Below are 20,710 nucleotides of genomic sequence, written 5' to 3' on the forward strand. Positions count from 1 at the left end.
TTTTAGCGAACTTTTTTACACTTTGAAATAGCAAATCACTCAATAAATAAAAGGACAAAGAAAAACAACAGACTTATGTGCAACCAAGACTATGCTGTCAATGGGTTCAGTTGTCGTTCTGCACTGCGAGCATTTCAAAGTAACTACTCACTTATCCTGGCTGATTTCTCGCTCGAAAGTGACCCGGCAATTGTGCTAATTTACCAACACAGCGATAATTCCATTGAGGATTCGCAGTTTTATCGCGTTTGTCGCAACTAAGTCTTTCATGTTTATTGAGATTCATGTACCTTCGCGGCAATTGGTTTGGGAGAGTAAAATGGACAAGCACGAAGAAGTCCTCATTGCCCTTCGACAGATTATTCGAGCTATCGATTTGCATTCGAGAAAACTCAATAAGGTTGCAGGGTTAACAGGGCCTCAGTTAGTTTTGATGCGAGCGATTCGTGACTCGGGCGAGGTCACTATTCGTCAGTTGTCAAACAACACCAATATGAGTCAGGCGACAGCGACGACCATCCTCGATCGCCTGGAAAAACGCGGGCTGGTCGTCCGTGAGCGCAGTACGCTGGATAAGCGTAAAGTTCATGCGTACCTGACAGAACAGGGGAAAGAATCCCTGGCCCAGGCTCCCATGTTGCTTCAGGAAAGCTTTATTTCACGTTTCCAGCAATTGGACGACTGGGAACAATCGCTGCTGCTGTCTTCCGTTCAGCGCATCTCTTCCATGATGAATGCTGAGCACCTGGATGTTGCCGCGGTGCTTGAAGTGGGCAGTATCACCAAGCAAGAAACGCCACCTGAAGAATAACGGGTCGACACAACAGAACAGATAGCCGGTCAGCCGGCTATTTCGGTGCCTTCCTCCCTATTCGACTTTCTGCCTCATCTCTTCCCCACGTGCTCAAGTATCCCCTCTCTGGCAAATCTCCTCTGGCAAACCTCTCTCTCTGAAAACACTTCTTCCTATGAAACCAATTCCTGCTGCTCAAGCAATGTATTGCGGATATAATCACCCGGTATCCCCATGGCAACACAGCCCGTGTGATTAGGAGTATCGAGTGCTACTGGAAGGAATTGAGACTTTATTGGTCCTGGCCAAAGAAGGCACGATGAGTAAAGCAGGCAGCACCTTGTACATCAGCCAAAGTGCCGTCAGCAAACGCATTTCCGGACTTGAAAAACGGCTGGGGAAGAAACTGATTGAGCCCGACGGCCGGCGGATTAAACTGACCGCCGATGCCGACGCCCTGATCCGAAACGTCGGTCCGAGTTATCGAGAACTCAAAGGGCTGATTTTTGATCAGCAGCATGTGCAGGATCAAACGCTTATCTCCCTCGCCTGCTCGGAAACCCTGGTGGCCGGTTATCTGGGCCAGCGCCTGGGGGAATATCTGCGCATCGACCCCTATATTTCGATCTCGACCCATCACACCCCGGTGATTGTTGAGCGGGTCCAGTCCGGCGAAGCCACGATCGGCTTTTGTGCCGGCCACCTGCCGCCGCACCACGGACTGGCCACCCGGCACTTGCTGGATGAGCCCTTTACCATCGTCAGCCACCAGCCGCTCACCCGCCAGCCGGACGGGTTGCTGGTCAATGATCTGAAAAACCCGGCGAATGCCTATCAGGCCAGCCTCCTTCAACAGGCCGGGATCCTCCCGCTGATGGAAATGGACTCCTATACCGCCTCCGCACAGCTGGCGCTCGGCGGCGTTGCCCCGGCGCTGATCCCACACTCGATTGTCAAAGCACTCAAAATCAACCCGGAGTACTGTCATCACTTTGACTTTCTGGACCAGCTCACCCGCCCGGTCCATTTATGCTACCGGCATAAAACCTATCGTTCCGCGCGGGTTCAGGCACTTATTGAAACCATTGCGGATTCTGTTCCCACAACAGCTTCAGCGCCATCAACATAGAGATACACACCACCATCGGGCGGATCAGCTGCCGTCCTTTGGTCACCGCAACTTTCGCCCCCATACGTGCGCCCATAAAGCCACCGACAGCCATGATCAGCCCCACTTTCCAGACCGGCAGCCCGGCCAGGATAAAGAACATCAGAGCGGCAATATTGGATGTGAAGTTCAACACCTTGGTCCGCGCCGTGGCTTCGACCAGTCCCAGCTGCGCTATCGCCACAAAGCCGACGGTAAACAGCGAACCGGTACCCGGTCCGAAAAAGCCGTCATAAAACCCCACACCGGTCCCAATCGTCAGGGCAAACGCATTGTCAGACAGTTTCGGCGTCCCGCCACCCTGGCCGACCTGAGGCGCGAACAAAAAGTAAAGCGAAATGGCAACCAGCAGCCCGGGGATCAGGCTGGTTAAGATCCCGGCATCAATCCGCTGGACCAGCTCTGCCCCAATCATCGAGCCGATAAAGGTGCAGATAATGGCATTACGCATGTCGCTCAGGCGCACCAGGCCACTGCGCACGAAATACAGGGTGGCAGAAAAACTACCAAATGAGCTTTGCAACTTATTGGTGGCCAACGTCTGCGCCGGCGGGATCCCGGCCGCCAGCAGCGCCGGCACGGTCAACAGGCCGCCGCCCCCGGCAATCGCATCAATAAATCCGGCCAGCCCCGCGACCAGAAATAACATGGCCAAAATATCTATAGAAATTTCCATTTAGAATTTGCTCTGAAACTGTGTGGAAGGTGACAGTATCACCGGGGATTGTCTTCTGAATAGCGAAAGGATGGACGTTAATTCATTCCACTTTGGAATCAATAAAAAAGCGTCATAACAAAAAGTTAATCTCCTTGCTGATCTTGTGTGAAATGATTCTTCCCCAATCGGACAGGGTTTTCAGCTTTCCGGACAGGGCATCGGACTCACTGCCGAGCCAATGCCCCTCGACTCCCGGATTGCATCCCGTCCGCTCCCGGTTCGGGCAGCACCGGAAATCCCTCGCTGCCCGCGGCCCCAGCGTGCTTTGATATACTTAAAGGGCAACATCAAGACCGCAGACATCTGATCAACACAAGACGGAGGTCCAGCAAACGATGTTCTTTCCGACTTTTGCCAAGCCGGTTCCGGATCGGGACTGGAAAGAGTATTTAGAGAAAGCCCTGGAAGCGCTTGACGAGTTCTTTCGCCAGCATTGGGATGGTTGACCCCTCGGGGTGATGCTTTTGTTCACGAATACGCCCGGAACAGCAACGGTACTGTTCCGGGCGTTCTGTTTGCATCACAGCTTATCCGTTATTCAGGTCAAATGTCCTGCAAGCCCGGGGATCAGCGATTCCGGCACATCTCGGCCGGAAACGAGAGCTGTACCATGATGTAGCGCTTGAAGACCTCGTCGTAGCCCTGATCATCCAGAGCGCGTTGCATACACAGCAGCCAGGCTTCTTTTTCCGCCAACCCAATTGCCAGATGGCGGTGGGCGCCGGGAATATTGATGCTGCCGTACTTTTCGGCATAATTGGACGGTCCGCCCATCCAGCCGATCAGGAAGGTCGTCAGTTTGTCACGGGATTCCGACAAATCCGCATCATGCATGGCCCGGATCCCCGCCGCTTCCGGCAAGATGTCCATATGGGCGTAAAACGCCTCCACCAATTTCCTCACCCCGGCTTCTCCCCCGGCGGCGCGCAATGTATTATCTCCGACACCATACACAGGTGCCGTTGGTTTGATATCTTCGCTCAATTGTTTCTGCTCTTGTTTCATGCTGCTCTGGCTTCATTTCGTGCTGGCTACATCAGGCCAGCTGACTCGACCGCGCGAGTGTACCGGACTCTGCGCGCATGAACTCATGCCAATCTCACAAAGGCTTGATTTCCTGGCTCAACTACTGAGAAACCAACCGGGTTCAACTCTCCAGCAACGGACCGCCAAACGCGGTCACCGGCGGCACTTCTCCGCTGTATTTCTCCACCTCCACCACCACGGTGTTGGCACTGCAAGCCTGTGCCAGCTCTGAGGTCCCGATGTCCATGGTCAGGGTATTCGGATCGCCATAGGTATCCAGCGCCCCGACGGTCTCATTCAACGGCCCGTACCAGGCGCCTTCATGGATCCGGATCACCCCGGGCGGGAAGTTCTCCGAAATTCGGGCACCGGCCAGCAACTGTCCGCGATCGTTAAACACCCGGACCAAATCCCCGTCTTTGATCCCCCGTTGCTTGGCATCTTCCGGCCCGATATACACCGGCTCACGCCCCTGCACCGTATAGGTTGCCCGGTAGTCTTCCGATTCACACATTTGCGAGTGCAGCCGTTGATCCGGGTGGGCAGACTGTAACCAGAGCGGATACTTGTCTGACTTCGGTCCGCCGTGGGAGCGTTCGAGTTTTTCAAACCACATCGGATGGCCCTGACAACCCTCATAGCCGAAACGATCAATCTTCCGGCTGAAGATTTCTATAAATCCCGACGGTGTGCCAAGCGGGCTGATTTCCGGATCGGCGCGAAAATCAGCATGGCGGATAAAGTTACGGCCCTCGCCAAAATCCACCAGTCCTTCTGTCCAGAAGGCATCAAATTCCGGCATCGGAAACGTCTCTTTATTCGCATCCCGACACTCCTGATAGAGCTGCTTCAGCCAGGTCATTTCATCCATATCGCGGGTGAACTCTTTGTGCCGGTCAAAACGACGGCAGAGCTCGGTAAAAATGTCAAAATCAGTTTTGGACTGATACAGCGGATCGACCAGCTTGTGCATCGCCAGGATGCCGGAGGCCGAATACGCACCGTACAAATCCAGGTCGTTGCGCTCGAACTGGGTACAGGCCGGCAGCACAATATCCGAGAAACGACAGGTCGCATTCCAGGCAAAATCGATCGTCACCACGGTTTGCAGCTTCTGAAACGCGAGTTTCATCCGGTTGTGGTCCTGGTGGTGGTGCCAGGGATTGCACCCGCTGACCACCAGCATCTTGGTATCCGGCAACTTCACCTGATTACCGTTGTAGTTGATGGTTTTTCCGGGTTCTAAAATGGCATCCAGCCAGCGCGCAACCGGAATGGTACTGCTGTAGCCATTGAAGTCATCGTTATCCCACTTGGGCTTTTTCCCCTGATCCAGATTACGCGGGAAGCCGCCCGGCCCCGACGCGCCGGTCGGCGGGATCCCCACCCCGCTGTAGTGATGCGAATAGGACACCCCGCCCCCGGGCAACCCAATCTGGCCCAGCATTGCTGCCAGAACAGCCCCCATCCAATATGGCTGCTCACCGTGTTGCTGACGCTGGATCGCCCAACCGAATATCAGCTGCGTCCGGCCACCGGCCAGATCCCGTGCCAATTGCCGGATGGCATCGGCTTTGACGCCGCAAATCGGCTCGGCCCACTCCGGACTTTTCTCCACCTGATCTTTACCTTCACCGACCACATAGGGAATAAAGTCATCAAAACCCAGTGCGTATGTGCCGAGAAACGCCTTATCGTACAGTTCTTCTTTGTACAGGGTATGGGCCAGCGCCAGCATGAAAGCGACATCGGTCTGGGGATTGACATAGAAGTGCTCACAATCGAGGTAGTTCAGGGTTTTTGATCGGACCGGATCGATGCAGATCACCCGGATCGCCCGGGAAGCAACTTTGTCTTTCAGCTGCGCGTAGTACCCGTACGAGTCATGGGTTTCACACTGCCAACCGACCTGGGTATTTTTCAGCGGATCATTGGCCCAGAACACAATGGTTTTACTGTTGGCCAGAATGTCCGGCCAGGAGGTGCCCTGAGCGTACACTTCGGTGGAACCCAGCACATAGGGCAGAATGGTCTGTCCGGCCCCGGTGGAGTAATCCCCGACCTTGGTCATGAAATTGCCATGCATCCCCACGGCCCGTTGCATATGGTTGCCGCAGCTGTGGAACTGGCCGGTTTGCCGCCAGCCCGTCATCCCGGCATGCAAGGCCCAGGGGCCGTAATCTTTCTGGATCCGCTCCAGCTCCTGGTAAAACAAATCCAGCGCTTCATCCCAGGTTACCCGGACAAACCGGTTATTGCCCCGGGTGTCGCCGCTGTATTTGTGCTTTTTCAGCCAGTCGAGCCGCACCATGGGATAACGAACCCGCGACGGATTGTAGATCACCCCCAGAATGCCGTTGATCATATCGGACGGATATTTATCCCGCTCCAGCGGTTTGATTTCGACCACTTTGCCGTTATAGATCCGGGCACGGAACGCCCCCCAGTGCGAGCCGGACACTTTCCAGGTTCCTTCCGCTGCGGCTGCATAGGGGGAGGATGATTCTGCGGCCTGTGCCAGCAGTCCGGGGCCAATCACCGAAGCAACCGAGGCGGTAGTCACCAGCCCTTTTAAGAAATGACGTCGGGTCACGAACATAGCAATTCCCTCACAGACTTAATGTTGGCCCTCGGCAAAATCAGAGGAGTGTTTTTGCAGATATTTCAGCACCAGTGCTTCACTGTCACGGTCCAGGTTGACGAACGCCAACATGCCGTTGAACATGCCGGGCCAGGTATTGGCATCAAAGTGCGCTTCATCCGGCTGGGTATGGCAGACACTACAGTTGGTTTGATACGCCGGTTTCGCCGTTGCCCAGATTTGATCCACATCGTCCATCAGCGATTCTTTCGCCATCCAGAGTTGCACGGAAACCCGCTGCCACACCAAACCGGTCAAATCATCTTCTTTTTCTTCAAAGCCCTGCACTAAGCTGTCGTTTTGCGCCACGGCCTTGCTCAGCGCAGCCGTCGGAATATTGAGGCCGAAATCTTCGTTGATCACCCGGCCGAACCCTTTGGTTTTGCGCCAGCCGCTGATCTCAACCTGAATGGCATTGTCTGTCACTGCAACCACCTTCACTTCAGAAGCCGGATTCAGCTCTCCCCCGTCCTGGGTCATGGCTTCATCTTCGAACATCGGCAGGTAGCGGACACTGAAGTAGTTATTACCCTCACTAAAGCTGGTGTGGCTGGCTTGCTGTACCAACTCGGCAATCATACCGCCGGAGCTTTCCATATGAGCCGGCAACTCATGGGCAATTCCCTTGTGACAATCCAGACAGCTCTGATCCCGTTCGGCAGCCTGCTTCATCTGCGTCCGGGCCCGATCCGACATCTCCTCCCACTTCATGCTGTCGTAGTCGTGACAGTTCTTGCACTCCAACGAGCGGTTGGCAGCAAAGCGTTTCCATTCATGATTGGCCAGCTCCAGCCGCTTCTCGAGAAACTTCTCACGGGTATTGATGGTGCCGAAAATGGCGCCGAACACCTCCTTGCTGGCCTGCATCTTACGGGCAATTTTATCGGTCCAGTCATGGGGGACATGACAATCGGGACAGGTGGCCCGAACCCCGGAATGATTCGACCAGTGCACGGTCGCCTGCAACTCCTGATAGACGTTGTCCCGCATCTCATGACAACTGATGCAGAACTTTTCCGTATTGGTCAGCTCCAGCGCGGTATTAAACCCACCCCAGAAAATAATCCCGGCAATAAACCCACCCAGGCTCAACACCCCCAAACTGATATGCATCGCCGGACGCCACAACGTACGCCACACCGCTTTCAGGACACGCTTCATCGCCTCACCTCATGATCGTCTGAATCTGAAATACCGGGTCGTCAATCAGCCGTGGCCGGGAGGGCCGATGAACAGGATCTGCATCGCCCAGGTGACAAAGCCATACCCGCCGACAATCAGCAAGGAGAGAATGGGAAACAGAAAAATGATGATAAACAGGAAAGAAAGCCACTCGTATCTGGCAGCTTCCTGTTGCTCGGCAGCGGAAGAGGGTTTCATGCTCACACCTTTTTATTGTTCTCGCTTCCTCTATGTTGAAGCCAGAAGGAAATCAGCCCCTCAATTATAGTTAAGAATGTCAATATGGCGTGGCAGGCTTTGTTGCCGGGGAAGCTCACGCACCCATCGTACATCGGGTCAAGCCATGCGTTGGGTTAAGCCTTACGGGAGATCATCGGATACCGGGCTGGCACAAACGTGCCGGAGAAACCGATAACAACAGCGGGAAATTGAGTCCGGAATCAGGCGGTGGCGTACAGCAGAAGCAGAAGCAGAAGCAGAAGCAGAACAATAGTGGCAGATAAAGAAAAGCCGGCCCCCGGGATGCGGTGTGGGGCCGGCTTTTTCAGTAAACAGAAATTACAGTGAAGCGGTAAAAATCGTTTGGTTCTGACGGTACAGCTTCAGGCGTTTTTCAAACTTGGCATAACGCTGGCCTTGGGTATCTTCCAGCTTATCCATCGCCACTTCCTGCGCTTCAACTGCTCGGCGGAACTCACCGCAGGCAGCGTACGCAGCCGCTAGGTTATCGTAATCGCCCGCATCACCCGTGCCGTCACGTTTCAGGACCTGCTTAGCCAGTTTCAGTGCCCGAGCACCATCTCGCATCCGCTCATCGGAGCACGTCGCATACAGCCAGACCAGATTACGCTTGGAATCCAGCGAGCCACCGTTGGCCGCTTTATTGAACCATTTAATCGCATTGCCGCAGTCAACCGAGCCGGTCGCGCCCGAAGCATAATAAGCGCCCAGTTCGACCATAGCCGCAATATCACCTTCTTTGGCCGCTTCTGTGTACCAGCGTACCGCCAGTTCATTGTTCTTCGGCAACAGTTGGCCTGCTTTGAACAGATCACCGATCATGGTTTTCACTTCCGGCATATCGACGGATGCTTTTTCCAGCCAGTACATGCCTTTCAGCGGATCAGCTTCCAAACCATTTGTGCCTTCCAGATACGCGCGTCCCAGAAACAGCTGCATATTTTTGTCCCCCTGCTCCGCTTCCAACTGAACATAGTTCAGGGTCGACAGCAGGTGGTTCGCCGGGGATGTGGTATTTGAAGCCTGGGCCGTTCCATAGCCAGTGACAGCGAGGCCAAGCATTGCACCAAAAACAACTTTCTTGAGGTTCATTACTGCAGGCATAAAAGGTTCTCTTTCCATCAATCCAAAATTTCGTTGGAAAGGAATCTATAGAACTGATGATTAAAAAACAACCACCAAAAGTCGGGCATCAATGACTGGATTTTCGGATGAAAAGCGGGATTTTTTGCCGGGTCAGCAAGTTAGATTTAGATGGCAGTGTGAAATTTATATTCCTGACATCATATTTTTGAGAGGTTGATCATCTTAAATCGGCCAAAATGATACCGATGTCTGCTGAATCTTAGCTGAATGTCACAGGATTTATTCCTCGCCAGTCCCATGCAGTGGGCCCGCCCCGCCAGACTCCGCTGGCGGTTTGGGTATGCTCTATTTACTCTCATGTCTTCGCATCGCGAAGCTTGTTGCAGCCCACCGCTAAAGCGGCAGGTATTTTTGCTCACCACTCTCGACATGCTGATCGGTGTATTTCGCCGCATCGCCGTCGAGATCAATATCCAGGTCAATTTGATCCGGTGCGTCTTTCAGGCCGTCACACACCAGCACCACATCGTAATCCCCTTCCGGCACATAAGACATGGTGTACTGATTATCTTCGGTCACCTTAGCCGTCATCACCGGCGTATACTCCGATCCCAGATCCCCGTATTGCTCACTGTCTGACTCATACAGGTAGACATACGCGTCATCATTCGACGGGCAGGATCCGGTATTGATATCCCCGAAAATACCACCAGACAAGGCATTTTTGACCAGACGCAACCCTTCACTTTTCAAGTGGTACGCCCCTTCAATCATCTGAATCATGCTGCGGAAATCGAAAGCCATGGTGAAGGTTTCCGGCACATCAATATTGATGTTCAGGCCGTCAAACGTCAGCTCATCGACAATTTCCATTTTTTGTTTGTCCACCAGGCTACCGACATAGGAGTAAGGCGTGCCGAGGAAGTCTCCGTATTCTCCCTGCAGGATCGTCAGGCTCATATTGACGTACTCGCCGACCGGCACCAATTGCTCGGAAATCAGATGAACCAGATCAACCCCGGTAATATCATAAAGATCGATCACGATGAATTTCGGATACCCATCGCTATCGACCGGAATCGAAGAATCCGGCGGAATACACTGCTGCGAGCTCATCTCTTCAGGATTACTCATGCTGCGCGTCGTCCACTCCACCACATTCCCGGCAATGTCGGTCAGTTTCACCGACTCTATTGCCACACAGGCCTGTAAGTCATCATCACTTGGCGGCACTTCCGTTGGTGGTTTGGAAATATCGACCGAGATCGGCACGCTGTCCGCGCCACCACCCGCATCAGACACAACCGTATTATTGCCATCTGAACCGCCGCACCCAGCCACCACCAAAGTGGCAAGCATCGTTAGTATTATATTTCTCATCTTCTACACCCCTACGACAACGTGTAAATTGGTCGTTACCAAGCAGGCTGCTCCGGCCGCTGCGCTACTTGGCTTGTAGTTTTGAATGACCGAATCCAACAGTTCAAATTTTAGAGGGTTATGGCAGGGCAAATTATTTATCGGTGGCGCAATTAAGTAATGAGATAAGGATCTTAGGAACAAGACATTCGGTCAGGAATGATAAGAAATGCACACAAAAAAGGCCGGGAAAACCCGGCCTCTATCATAAAAAGATCTCTGTTTTGACAGCGTTAGGCCGGCTCTGACGCCAGCGCCAGGGCATCCTGGAACGTCACCGGGGTTTTCGGCTCCTGACCGAAACCACGCAGGCCAACCACATGCACGTGCTCGCGATCCTTGAAGATCTTCCGCACCAGCTTGTAGGTGGTCCCTTTCTCCGGACTGATGTTCTCCGGCGCAGCGATCAACAACTGCATATCCAGACGCTCACACAACTCAAACAGGGTGGCGATTGACTTGGCATCCAGACGCGCCGCCTCATCGAGGAACAGCAGGCGACACGGAATGATGTCTTTGCCACGCAGACGACGGGACTCTTCTTCCCAACTCTGCACCACCATCAGCAGGATCGCCTGACCGGTACCAATCGCTTCACCGGTCGACAGCGCACCCGATTCCGCCTGCAGCCAGCCGTCGGTGCCACGGTTGACTTCAATGCTCAGCTCCAGGTAGTTGCGGTAATCCAGCAGCTCCTCACCCATGATTTGCGGCGAACGCTGACCCATATCGATGTGCGGGTTCAGGCGCTGGAACAGTTTGGCCATCGCTTCAGAGAACGACAGACGCTGGTTGCCGAACAGATCCTGGTGTTGGTCCTGCTGCTCTGCCAGACCGCTCAGCAGTGATTCGTGCGTCTCGCGCACTTTCACGTTCAGGCGCACGCCTTTCACCTGGCCGAAGCCGATATTTTGCAGCCCCTGGTTCAGCATCCGGATCCGGTTCTGCTCACGCTGAATGGTCTTGCGAATGATATTGGCGACCGAATCCGAACTGATGGCCAGCCGCTGCTCACGTGCAGACAACTCATCGCTCAGGCGGGCCAGCTCCACTTCCATCTCTTCGATCGCTTCAACCGGATCATCGGTCCGAATAATGTCGTGGCGGATCCGCTCACGCAGGTGCTGATACACGGCAATATAGAACAGCACTTTACGCTCCGGCCGCGAGACATCTTCCGAAGCCCGCAGCGCATCGCGCAGATCTTCGTTATCCGAGACCGCCAGGCGCAGCGCACCCAGGGATTTATCCGACAACGAACGCAGCTCATCAGCCGACATGTAGGCCATCTCGCGGCGGTGCAGACGGCGCTCGACATCGCTCTCGCGCGCCAGACGCAGGACGGCACACCAGCCGGCTTTCGCGGCCACCACCAGCTTGCGAATATCCTGGTAATCTTTGCCCACTTTACGCAGACGTTTCACCAGCCCCTTCAGCTCCAGCTCCACCGAAGTGATCGCTTTTTCCAGCTGGCTGCGACGGCTGCGGGAGCTGTGCAGACGCTCATTCAGTTCGTCACGACGCAGACGGGCGCGCGCTTCGGCTTCCACATCGGCGCGCACACCCAGCTCTTGCAGATCCCGCTCAAATTCCTGCACGGTTTCCAGTTTGGCCTGGTGCGAACTCTTCAGCGAAGCCAACAGCTGGTTGTACTGGTTGGCCTGCGCACGGCTCTGCTTCAGTGCTTCACGATGGCGGTTGCGCTCGCGCTCGGCAGCGACCAGCTTGGCTTTCAGTTGCTCATTCAGCTCCGAGCTCTTGCTCAGCAGCTCAACCGAATCGGCGTAGCTGAAGTGATGACGACGCTCCACCAGATCGGCCACGGTGAAGATCTTGGTCTTCAGCGCCTGAAGCTGCTGGTCGGCCTGCTCATATGCGGCCTGCAAGGCATCAAACTGCTCCGGATCGGCATCCAGCGCCGACACCAGCCCTTCCAGCTCGGCAATGGCCTTGCCGTGACGATCCAGGTAGTTGCACGCTTCATCTAACTGCGACAGCTGCTGCTCGACTTCTTCAAAGCGCGCCACCAAGGTGTCATCTTCCAGCAGGCTGACCAGCGGGCTCAGTTTACCCAGCAGGGTCAGGCCTTCACGGGCTGCCGCCAGCTGGCTACGCTGTTGCTGCTCTTGCGCCGCAGTTTCAGACAGCTGACGCTGGATCTGATTGCGCTGGTCGCGGGCGACTTTCAACGCGGCTTCCGGATCGGCATTGAATGCCACACCCATATGGGTCGCAACAAAGCTGTTGAAGCTCTGATACAAACGCTGCAGTTTTTGGGCATCGAACGCCGCCTTGGCGTGCTCTTCCACCACCTGATCGCGCGCGTCGCGCAGCTGCTCCAGGCGCTGTTCACGGGCCGCACGGCCGAACAACGGCACTTTCGGGAAACGTGAGTAACGCAGTTGACGATCGTTGAGATGCACGCAAACTGCCTGCTCCAGCTCATCCACGTCAAAGCCGCTGTCATCAAACGAATCCGCGTCGCCTTCAATGATGTAGAGATCGTCCGGACAGTCGTCCAGCGCCACCAGTTTCTCTTTGATCCCTTTCAGGTCCGGCACCACAATCGCGTGACGGGCCGGGCCGTACATGGCACTGAAATACGGCGCATCGGCGAGGGTGATGTCGTCATAAATTTCAGACAGCAGGCAACCGCCCAGCGTGTCGGCCAGCGCGCGCAGACGCGAATCATCGCTGCCGCCCGGCTGTGCCAGACGCTCAATATCCAGCTCCAGCTGCTGTTTGCGCAGCGCCAGTTGATCCCGCGAGGAAGATACCTCGCGCTCTTTGTCCAGCGTCTGCTGCATGGCGGCCATCACCGCCTGACTGTCAAACAGCTCCTGTGCCGACTGCTCGGCCAGTTTATCCAGCGCTTCTGAGGCTGCGATCCAGGCTGGCGCAGCGGCTTCCAGCGCAGTGATTTCTGCGCCCAGTTGCTGCTCCTGACGGCGCAGTTCACCGCGCTGCTCAACCAAATCGGCCTGTTGCTGTTCCAGACTTTCCAGCGTGGCCTCGTGACGGGCCTGCTCTTCTGCCAGCGCCAGCTCGCCATCCAGGGTCATTGCAAAGCGTTTGGCATATTGCTCGGCCATCTCCAGCGCCTGACGCTGGTTACGCATGCTGCGCTCCAGATCGCGGTACTGGGATTTCAGCTGCTCACCCCGATCGGCAATCCCACGCAAATGGCGGGCATGGGCAATCAACTCACGGGCTTTCTCCGCAGCGCCCGAGCGCTCAACGGCACCGGCGATGGTGGTGACAATCTCCAGGCCCAGATCGAACTGACGGGCCGCTGCCGAAGACATGTCCAGCTTGTGCTTCAGCGCCAGCAGCGCCGTGGTCTGGGTTTCCTGCTCTTTTTTCAGTTGGGCCAGATACGGCACCGCCTGATCCGGCAGCAGCTGGTGATCCTCAGCCAACTCACGGGCTTTTTCCAGCGCCTGGACGGCCTGCTGGTATTGCAGGGCACGGGTTTGCTGCATGTCCAGCGCCTGCTGGTAATCGGCCAGCTGGGTTTTCAGGCTGTCGACTTCTTCTTCGCTCAGCAGCGACTGCTCTTCAGCCATCGCCAGCTGCTCGGCAGCCTCTTCGACTACCATCACCTGCTCTTCCAGGCGCTCAGTCAGCTCTTCGAGATCTTCGCGATAGCGCTCGATTTTCTCCTGCTGACGCACCGCCGTCTGAACCAGTTGCAGGTGATCCGACGCCGCCTGATGATCCTGCTCCAGCGCCCCTTCCTGCTCGGTCAACTCGTCGAGCTCACCGGTCATGTTTTTCAGCGCGCGCTGCTGGTCTTCCAGTTGCTGACGTGAGCCGGTCAGCTCGCCACGCAGGCTCAGGGTTGTTTCCAGCTTTTTACGACGCTCATTGGCGTGGCGCATGTAGTCGGCGGCCACATAGTTGGTCGCTTCGGAGATCAGGTGCTTAAACAGATCCCGATCGTTCTGGGTCAGCTTGATCGCTTCCAGGGTCATGCGGTTTTCACGCAGGGCTGCTTCCATATCCTGAAAGGCCTTTTTCACCCCAGTGTTTTGCGGCAACAGGTAGTCGCGCAGCGAACGGGTGATGGCACTTGAGATCCCGCCGTACAGCGAGGCTTCGATCAGGCGGTAGAACTTGCCCCGATCGCTGCTGTTGCGCAGCTTTTTCGGCAACACGCCGAATTCAAACATCTGCGCATGGTAATCGGTGACGGAGTTGAAGGCTTTGAACTGCACGCCTTCCATCTCGCCCACGACATCTTTGACTTCGTTGATCTGACGAACCCGGGCCTGATTTTCAGACAGGGTTTCCACCAGTACATCCGTCGGCTTCACCTGTGACGGCAAACCCTGAATGATAAACGGCTTGATATCGACTTTCTTGTCCCGGCCCGCGACCTGTTGCAGCTTCACGGCAAACAGGATGCGCTGGTGTTTCGAGTTCACCACATCCAGCGCCGCATAACAGGCGCCCGGCTTCAGTTTGCCGTGCAGACCTTTATCGCGCGAGGCATTGGAGCTGCCCGCTTCCGTGGTATTGCGGAAGTGCAGCAGGCTCTGATCCGGGATCAGCGAGGTAATGAAGGCCGCCATGGTGGTCGATTTACCAGCCCCGTTGCCCCCAGACAGAGTGGTCACCAGGTTATCAATATCAAAGGTCCGGGCAAAAAAGCCGTTCCAATTGACCATTGTCAGCGATTGATACTTACCGCGTTCCATCAGGCTTCATCCTCCTGTCCGGCTGGCTCGGTGGCCAGTTCTAGTTGTTCTTCGGCCACATGCTCTTCGTCCATATCCAGCAGGCTGGACTGGCTCGGCTCCTGCTGATGCACGACAACGGCTTCACCGTCACGGATCAGACGCAGCTGCGCTTCGCGGATATCGTCGCCGGTGCGCACATCAGCGCCGAAGCGGAATACCGATTCACTGATGCGAAATTTGCCGTTCTCACCGACCGGGATCACCATCCCGATCCGGCGCAGACGGCGCAGCGAGGTTTTCACCTTGTCGAACAGTTTTTCCCGGTCCAGATCCGAGCCGCTGGCCCGGTGAGTCACCAGTTTCATCAGCTTCTGCTCATCAGCCAGCGACATCAGCTCGTCAAACAGCTCTTGGTTGCTGAAAATGCCTTCCTGAGCCAGACGCTCCGGGCTCAGGTACAGGAAACACAGCACCTTGCCGACCAGCATATCGATCTCAGACAGCACGGAGCGGCTGATCAATGAGGTTGAACGTGGACGCAGGTAGAAAAAACCTTCCGGTGCGCGCACCAGCTCGGCGTTGTAACGCTTGTAAAACAGAGCCAGCTCCTGCTCAAATTCAATCAGCAGGGCGTGGTTGTCCAGATCTTCGCTGCCGATGTGGCGGCCTGAGCGCAGATCGTTATCCAGTGCCGGGAAAAGCGGGTTCGCAATCGCCTTGGCCAGCTTTTCAGGCATATATTCTTCAATATTTATCGATGACATTCGCTTGTACCTTGGCTCCGTATTCATTAATGGCTTCCCAGTCAGGCTGGATCGCACTGAAGTCCGATTCGGAGTAGCCGAGCCGGACTGCCTGATCAATCACCAGACGCGCTAAATCAAAATGCTGCGCCTGCGGATGACGGGCCAAATAATCTTTCAGGAGCACACTGAGGTTAATGGCAGCCCCGGTTTCTTTGTGGGTCTGCAACATAGCTGCAACCTGCTCGGCCAGCTGATCGCTGACCAGATCCAGCTCTTCAAATTCCAGCTCTTCCGGCACCAGACCGGTAACTTCATCGTCACGCAGCACCAGCGCTTCATCCCGCATATCCAGCAGGCGCTCGGCGTCGGCATACGTCAGTACCCACGGCGCGTCAAAATAGTCTTTCACCGACTGGCGCAAGCGCTGGCTGAAGGCACGGTTCTTGTCCATATCAATGGCGGTTCGGATGAACTTGTGCACGTGGCGGTCATAACCGATCCACAGGTCAATCGCCTGCTGGCCCCAGTTGATAATGCGGTCTAACTTGGCCTGGAGGATGTAAATCATCCCGTCGACAAAATCCAGCTCCGGATTGCCCTGAATCGCTTCCTGAATGGTCAGCAGCTGGGTCTGCAACTGATCGCCGGCGGCCTGCAGCGTGTCCTGCAGTTCGCGCAGGGTACTGGAGGTTTCATTCAGCAGGCTTTCACAATTGGTGATCGCCGCCCGCCAGTCCTGGGTCAGCAGCGCCGCGATGTCTTCTTTGACCTGTTGCTGCTGCTCATCCATGATGCGCTGGTTGAGATCGATCCGGTCGAAAATTTCCGCCACCGAATACTTCAACACGGCATAGACGCCCTGGCGCCAGTGCTTCTCGTCGCCCCCTTCTTCCGCAGCCTCGACGGCTTTGGTGATCTCATCAGCCACCATGGCCAGCTGAATCGACAACTTGAGCGAGGAGTATTCACGTTGACGGGCATAATAATCCGTGATCCCCAGCGCTAGCGGGCTGAGGCGGTAGATACTGGCTCCGTCGGTGAGTTCGCTGGTAAATCGGGTGATTAGCCGTTGCCGGACCAGCTCATTGATGGCGTTGTTGGCGCGAAAGGCCAGGGTCTCCTGGGTCTGTTCAAACATCTCGCTGACAATGCGAAACGCGTCGATCAGCTCCCCTTCCCCTAATTCTTCATCAAAACGATCGCCGCTCAAGACAGCAATCGCCAACAAGAACGCCAGCCGCTCGGTTGGCAGGTTCAGGGCAAACTCATGCTGCCGAACCCAACTGACCAACTCCGGAACGGTCTGGGATACATCACTCATCCGTTGTCCTTATTGCGGTTACTTTTATACGCCTCTTGCTCCGGGGCTGCGCCGCCTGCAAACGGCTTTTGCGCGTATACATGAATGTACCGGCCCAGAGACAAATAAGGCTCCTGTCGACAGAGCTTCTGCTCCATCTCGATAACTTGTTCAAGACTGTAGTCGCCGACCATGTGGGTCTGCATATAGTCATGAAACGTGCGCACGCCGGTTTTGCCCAAAATGGTCATCCCGGCGTCCGTCAGCCACTGATAAACGTCGTCCGGCACCAGCGCTTGCTGGGGCTGGAGCTTAAACCGCTTACGATGCGGCATTCCCTGCTCAATGTGGGTCAGGTTGCCGCAGAGCAGATTTTTAAACAGCAGGCCGTTGTAGTTGTAGAACATGACGGAGATCACCCCACCCGGACGCACCTGCTGCATCAAATAGTCCAGTGCCGCCTTCGGATCGGCCAACCACTCCATCACGGCGTGAAACAGGATCAGGTCAACCGGCTCGTCAAGGTGCTCGCCGATGGCCTGCACCGGGCTGTGAACCAGGCGATATTGCGCAAGCAGGCCATTATTGGCAATGTCCTGCTCGGCTAACTTGAGCATTTCACCAGAAAGATCACATAACATGACCTGGTGGCCCAACGCGGCCAGCTTCTGTGACAACTGGCCCAGCCCGCCCCCGGCATCGAGGATCTGCAGCGGCTGCCCGGCGTCCAGGACAGTCAGGATCTGCGCCAGATCCTGCCAGACGACCGACTGGCGGATTTCACCTTTCGCCGTGCCATAAATGCTTTTGGCAAACTTTTGCGCCAGGTCGTCAAAATTTCGATCTTTGATCACGTCAGCTTTACGATATGATAGCGGTTGGAAAAATAGGGCTCATTTTGGCACAAGCAAGCAAGGAATAAAGGCTTGTGATGATTTTTCGAGCTCAACTGCTGAATTTTCGGACGACATTCCATGTTTGAACTAAAAAAAATAATTTCTGCGCTGCTAATGCCATTGCCCGCCCTACTGCTCCTCGGGTTCATCGGCCTGATGCTGCTCTGGTTTACCCGCCGCAAGGGATTGGCGTCGGTGTGCATTGCCTTTGCCTTCCTTGGGATCTTCCTGGTGTCCTTCCAGCCCATCGCGACCAGCCTGCTGCGTCCGCTGGAGCGGGAGAACGAACCGTTTATTCCCTCAGCGGAAACCGTCGACTTCGTCATGGTGCTGGGTAGCGGCCATGTGATTGACCACGCGATGCCGATCACTTCTGAGCTGTCACGGACCTCCCTGATGCGACTGGCAGAAGGATTACGAATCCATCGCCTGTATCCTGAGTCCAAGCTGATCCTCTCCGGTTACGGCGGCGGCTCCGGCGTCAGCCAGGCCCGGATGATGGCCAAAGTTGCGCTGGCGCTCGGGGCCAAGAAGAATGACATTCTGCTGCTGGAAACGGCCCGCGATACCTGGGAAGAAGCCTTCCAAGCTGCCTCGGTGGTCGGCGACAAAAAACTGGTGCTGGTGACCTCAGCCAGCCATATGACCCGTGCGCTGTATGAATTTGAACAGGCCGGCCTCAAGCCGACGCCGGCACCGACCAACTTCCTGGCCAGCAACAAAATCAAGCAACCGTGGGAGCGCTATAAGCCACAGGCCAAATACCTGGAGCAAACTGAACGCTACTGGCACGAAACCATGGGGCAATGGTGGCAAAGCCTGCGCGATCAACTGGCCGCACCGAAGCCGGAGCCGGCGAAACCGCTCGAAGACACGCAAGTCTCGACCCAACTGACACAACCGGTCGCGGTTCAACCTTCCTGACATCCCCTGACAAACCTTGCCTTCGATTGTCCGGCCACTGACTGGCCGGGCAATCGTCTAATGAACTCCGGAAAAACAGGGCAAATTCTCATCAAATTGCGCACGTCGAGCGCCATATTCCAAAATGTTTTAAATTGTTCGATTTTTTCATATCAAAAGATATTAAAAACCGTTTCGCTTTCGAGACGTCGATCATAAGATTGCGCGTCATATTCATTCTTATACATCAGCCTGCACAGGGAATTTTCAGGCTCAAACAACCTTTTAAGGCTCAACACCATGCATTTCCTGATCATCAACATCGCTGTTTTTGCGTTGCTTGTGGCGTTTCTGGTCAAACAACAACGCAGTGAACAAACACTGTCTAAGCGCGTCTTTACCAGCCTGGGGCTGGGGGTTCTTTTCGGAGCCGCCCTGCAACTGGTCTATGGTGGCGGCAGCGACATCATTGCCAACACGCTGGAATACATCAATATTGTCGGTGCCGGCTATGTCAGCCTGCTGAAAATGATCATCATGCCGCTGATCATGGTCTCGATCATCGGTGCCATCATTAAAGTCAAAGACTCCGGCTCGCTGGGTAAAATCTCTGGCCTGAGTATCGGCATCCTGCTGGCAACCACGGCAGCGTCGGCCCTGATCGGGATTCTGATCAGCAACCTGTTCGGCTTGTCTGCTGAAGGGATTGTTCAGGGCGCCCGCGAAATCGCCCGCGGCGAAGTGCTGGAAAACCGTCTGGGGACCGTAGAAGCCCTGTCATTTGCTGACATGGTGATCTCCTTCTTCCCGGGCAACCCGTTTGCTGATCTGGCCGGCAGCCGTCCGACCTCAACCATTGCGGTCGTCATTTTCTCTGCCTTTGTCGGTGTGGCTGGTCTGACGGTGATCCGGACTCAGCCGGAACTGGGTGCCAGCTTCGAGAAATTCATGCAAGTGGCGCAAGAAATCGTCCGTACCCTGGTTCGCATGGTCCTGAGCCTGACGCCATACGGTGTGCTGGCGCTGATGACCAAAGTGGTTGCCGGGTCGAACTACGACGATATCCTGAGCCTGGCGAACTTTGTCGTGGCTTCATACGTCGGTCTGGGCCTGATCCTGGTGATGCATCTGGTGCTGGTCTCGCTGGTTGGTGTGAATCCTATCCGCTTCCTGAAGAAGATCCTGCCGGTGCTGACGTTCGCGTTTACCTCACGCTCCAGTGCCGGGACACTGCCGTTTAACATCGATACTCAGGTGAAAAAACTGGGCAATGGGGAAGGCGTGTCAAACTTCTCGGCGTCGTTCGGTGCCACCATGGGCCAGAACGGCTGTGCCGGTCTGTACCCGGCGATGCTGGCCGTCATGATTGCCCCGACCATCGGCATTAACCCGCTGGATCCGGGCTTCATGCTGACGCTGATTGCCATCATTACCATCAGCTCGTTCGGCATCGCCGGGGTTGGCGGTGGCGCGACCTTTGCCGCCCTGATTGTGCTCTCGGCACTAGATATGCCGGTGGCTCTGGCGGGCCTGCTGATCTCTATCGAACCGCTGATTGACATGGGCCGTACAGCCGTCAACGTCAGTGGCTCAATGACCGCAGGGACAATTACAGCGCGTCTGCTGGGTCAGGCGGACCACGCAGTGTTCGAAGCTGACCAAGAAGTCGACAGTAAGCCGGTCAACGCTTAAACCTGTCTACGCTGAAAACTGTCTACGCTTAAACCTTTCACGGTTAAGCTCAAGATTGCCAAGGCCACCTCCGGGTGGCCTTTTTGTTTGCTGCCGCTAGGGGAATATACCACTCACTGAATTCATCGCTACGGCCGCCAGCTCTTTGCAACCGACTTTGCGATCGGCTTTGCGGCTCGCGTTGCTCTCAGCTGAAGTCCACAGATACAAAAAGGGCT

15 protein-coding genes are annotated in these 20,710 nt (G+C 55.4%); 4 read left to right on the forward strand and 11 right to left on the reverse strand.

The features are described from left to right. Positions 1-319 precede the first annotated feature (319 nt). A complete protein-coding gene (locus VV869_RS00225; protein ID WP_337733011.1) occupies positions 320-811 on the forward strand; it encodes a MarR family winged helix-turn-helix transcriptional regulator in 492 nt (163 codons plus the stop codon). 250 nt (positions 812-1,061) lie between these two features. Beyond that, positions 1,062-1,922: a LysR family transcriptional regulator gene (locus VV869_RS00230; RefSeq protein ID WP_337733012.1), complete on the forward strand. Its 861-nt coding sequence runs from the start codon at positions 1,062-1,064 to the stop codon at positions 1,920-1,922. On the opposite strand, the gene VV869_RS00235 is transcribed toward VV869_RS00230, so the two are convergent. From VV869_RS00235 to cmoM, 11 genes are all read right to left on the reverse strand, one after another. Beyond that, positions 1,867-2,637, reverse strand: coding sequence for a TSUP family transporter (locus VV869_RS00235; protein ID WP_337733013.1), 771 nt, complete (start codon positions 2,635-2,637; stop codon positions 1,867-1,869). The two genes, VV869_RS00230 and VV869_RS00235, sit on opposite strands and share 56 nt — an antisense overlap. A 609-nt stretch (positions 2,638-3,246) precedes the next feature. Beyond that, a complete protein-coding gene (locus tag VV869_RS00240; RefSeq protein ID WP_337733014.1) occupies positions 3,247-3,684 on the reverse strand; it encodes a group II truncated hemoglobin in 438 nt (145 codons plus the stop codon). Positions 3,685-3,826: 142 nt separating this feature from the next. Next, complete coding sequence (gene torA / locus VV869_RS00245; RefSeq protein ID WP_337733015.1) at positions 3,827-6,304, reverse strand: trimethylamine-N-oxide reductase TorA; 2,478 nt, start codon at positions 6,302-6,304, stop codon at positions 3,827-3,829. 18 nt (positions 6,305-6,322) lie between these two features. Continuing rightward, complete coding sequence (torC, locus tag VV869_RS00250; protein ID WP_337733016.1) at positions 6,323-7,507, reverse strand: pentaheme c-type cytochrome TorC; 1,185 nt, start codon at positions 7,505-7,507, stop codon at positions 6,323-6,325. A gap of 45 nt (positions 7,508-7,552) precedes the next feature. Next, positions 7,553-7,726, reverse strand: a complete 174-nt coding sequence (locus VV869_RS00255) for a periplasmic nitrate reductase, NapE protein (protein WP_337733017.1) — start codon at positions 7,724-7,726, stop codon at positions 7,553-7,555. A gap of 360 nt (positions 7,727-8,086) precedes the next feature. Beyond that, positions 8,087-8,872, reverse strand: coding sequence for a tetratricopeptide repeat protein (locus tag VV869_RS00260; protein WP_337733018.1), 786 nt, complete (start codon positions 8,870-8,872; stop codon positions 8,087-8,089). 375 nt (positions 8,873-9,247) lie between these two features. Next, positions 9,248-10,234 carry a hypothetical protein gene (locus VV869_RS00265; RefSeq protein WP_337733020.1) on the reverse strand — a complete coding sequence of 329 codons (987 nt, stop codon included), beginning with the start codon at positions 10,232-10,234 and terminating at the stop codon, positions 9,248-9,250. A 272-nt stretch (positions 10,235-10,506) separates the two neighbouring features. Next, the gene (gene mukB / locus VV869_RS00270) at positions 10,507-14,973 is read right to left on the reverse strand and encodes a chromosome partition protein MukB (protein ID WP_337733021.1); all 4,467 of its coding nucleotides are present in this window, start codon (positions 14,971-14,973) and stop codon (positions 10,507-10,509) included. After that, entirely contained in the window at positions 14,973-15,719 is a 747-nt protein-coding gene (gene mukE, locus VV869_RS00275; protein WP_337733022.1) for a chromosome partition protein MukE, read from the reverse strand. Before mukE ends, mukB begins: the two co-directional genes overlap by 1 nt. After that, positions 15,700-17,022 (reverse strand): chromosome partition protein MukF, encoded by a 1,323-nt coding sequence (gene mukF, locus VV869_RS00280; RefSeq protein WP_337733024.1) that lies wholly within the window; start codon positions 17,020-17,022, stop codon positions 15,700-15,702. Before mukF ends, mukE begins: the two co-directional genes overlap by 20 nt. Beyond that, complete coding sequence (gene cmoM / locus VV869_RS00285) at positions 17,019-17,855, reverse strand: tRNA uridine 5-oxyacetic acid(34) methyltransferase CmoM (protein ID WP_337733025.1); 837 nt, start codon at positions 17,853-17,855, stop codon at positions 17,019-17,021. Before cmoM ends, mukF begins: the two co-directional genes overlap by 4 nt. Before the next feature lie 120 nt (positions 17,856-17,975). Here cmoM and elyC point away from each other — a divergent pair, with 120 nt between their 5' ends. Further along, the gene (gene elyC / locus VV869_RS00290) at positions 17,976-18,821 is read left to right on the forward strand and encodes an envelope biogenesis factor ElyC (RefSeq protein WP_337733026.1); all 846 of its coding nucleotides are present in this window, start codon (positions 17,976-17,978) and stop codon (positions 18,819-18,821) included. A gap of 279 nt (positions 18,822-19,100) precedes the next feature. Beyond that, positions 19,101-20,492, forward strand: a complete 1,392-nt coding sequence (locus VV869_RS00295) for an L-cystine transporter (protein WP_337733027.1) — start codon at positions 19,101-19,103, stop codon at positions 20,490-20,492. Positions 20,493-20,710 lie beyond the last annotated feature (218 nt).

The sequence above is a fragment of the Photobacterium sp. MCCC 1A19761 genome (assembly GCF_037389125.1).
GTDB lineage: Bacteria > Pseudomonadota > Gammaproteobacteria > Enterobacterales > Vibrionaceae > Photobacterium.

What these genes read in the sequence shown, in the direction of transcription:
- torC (WP_337733016.1), bottom strand. Translation starts at nt 7,507, where the DNA reads ATGAAGCGTGTCCTGAAAGCGGTGTGGCGTACGTTGTGGCGTCCGGCG.
- VV869_RS00295 (WP_337733027.1), top strand. Translation starts at nt 19,101, where the DNA reads ATGCATTTCCTGATCATCAACATCGCTGTTTTTGCGTTGCTTGTGGCG.
- VV869_RS00225 (WP_337733011.1), top strand. Translation starts at nt 320, where the DNA reads ATGGACAAGCACGAAGAAGTCCTCATTGCCCTTCGACAGATTATTCGA.
- VV869_RS00240 (WP_337733014.1), bottom strand. Translation starts at nt 3,684, where the DNA reads ATGAAACAAGAGCAGAAACAATTGAGCGAAGATATCAAACCAACGGCA.
- elyC (WP_337733026.1), top strand. Translation starts at nt 17,976, where the DNA reads ATGTTTGAACTAAAAAAAATAATTTCTGCGCTGCTAATGCCATTGCCC.
- VV869_RS00265 (WP_337733020.1), bottom strand. Translation starts at nt 10,234, where the DNA reads ATGAGAAATATAATACTAACGATGCTTGCCACTTTGGTGGTGGCTGGG.
- VV869_RS00255 (WP_337733017.1), bottom strand. Translation starts at nt 7,726, where the DNA reads ATGAAACCCTCTTCCGCTGCCGAGCAACAGGAAGCTGCCAGATACGAG.
- mukE (WP_337733022.1), bottom strand. Translation starts at nt 15,719, where the DNA reads ATGTCATCGATAAATATTGAAGAATATATGCCTGAAAAGCTGGCCAAG.
- mukF (WP_337733024.1), bottom strand. Translation starts at nt 17,022, where the DNA reads ATGAGTGATGTATCCCAGACCGTTCCGGAGTTGGTCAGTTGGGTTCGG.
- mukB (WP_337733021.1), bottom strand. Translation starts at nt 14,973, where the DNA reads ATGGAACGCGGTAAGTATCAATCGCTGACAATGGTCAATTGGAACGGC.
- torA (WP_337733015.1), bottom strand. Translation starts at nt 6,304, where the DNA reads ATGTTCGTGACCCGACGTCATTTCTTAAAAGGGCTGGTGACTACCGCC.
- VV869_RS00260 (WP_337733018.1), bottom strand. Translation starts at nt 8,872, where the DNA reads ATGCCTGCAGTAATGAACCTCAAGAAAGTTGTTTTTGGTGCAATGCTT.
- VV869_RS00235 (WP_337733013.1), bottom strand. Translation starts at nt 2,637, where the DNA reads ATGGAAATTTCTATAGATATTTTGGCCATGTTATTTCTGGTCGCGGGG.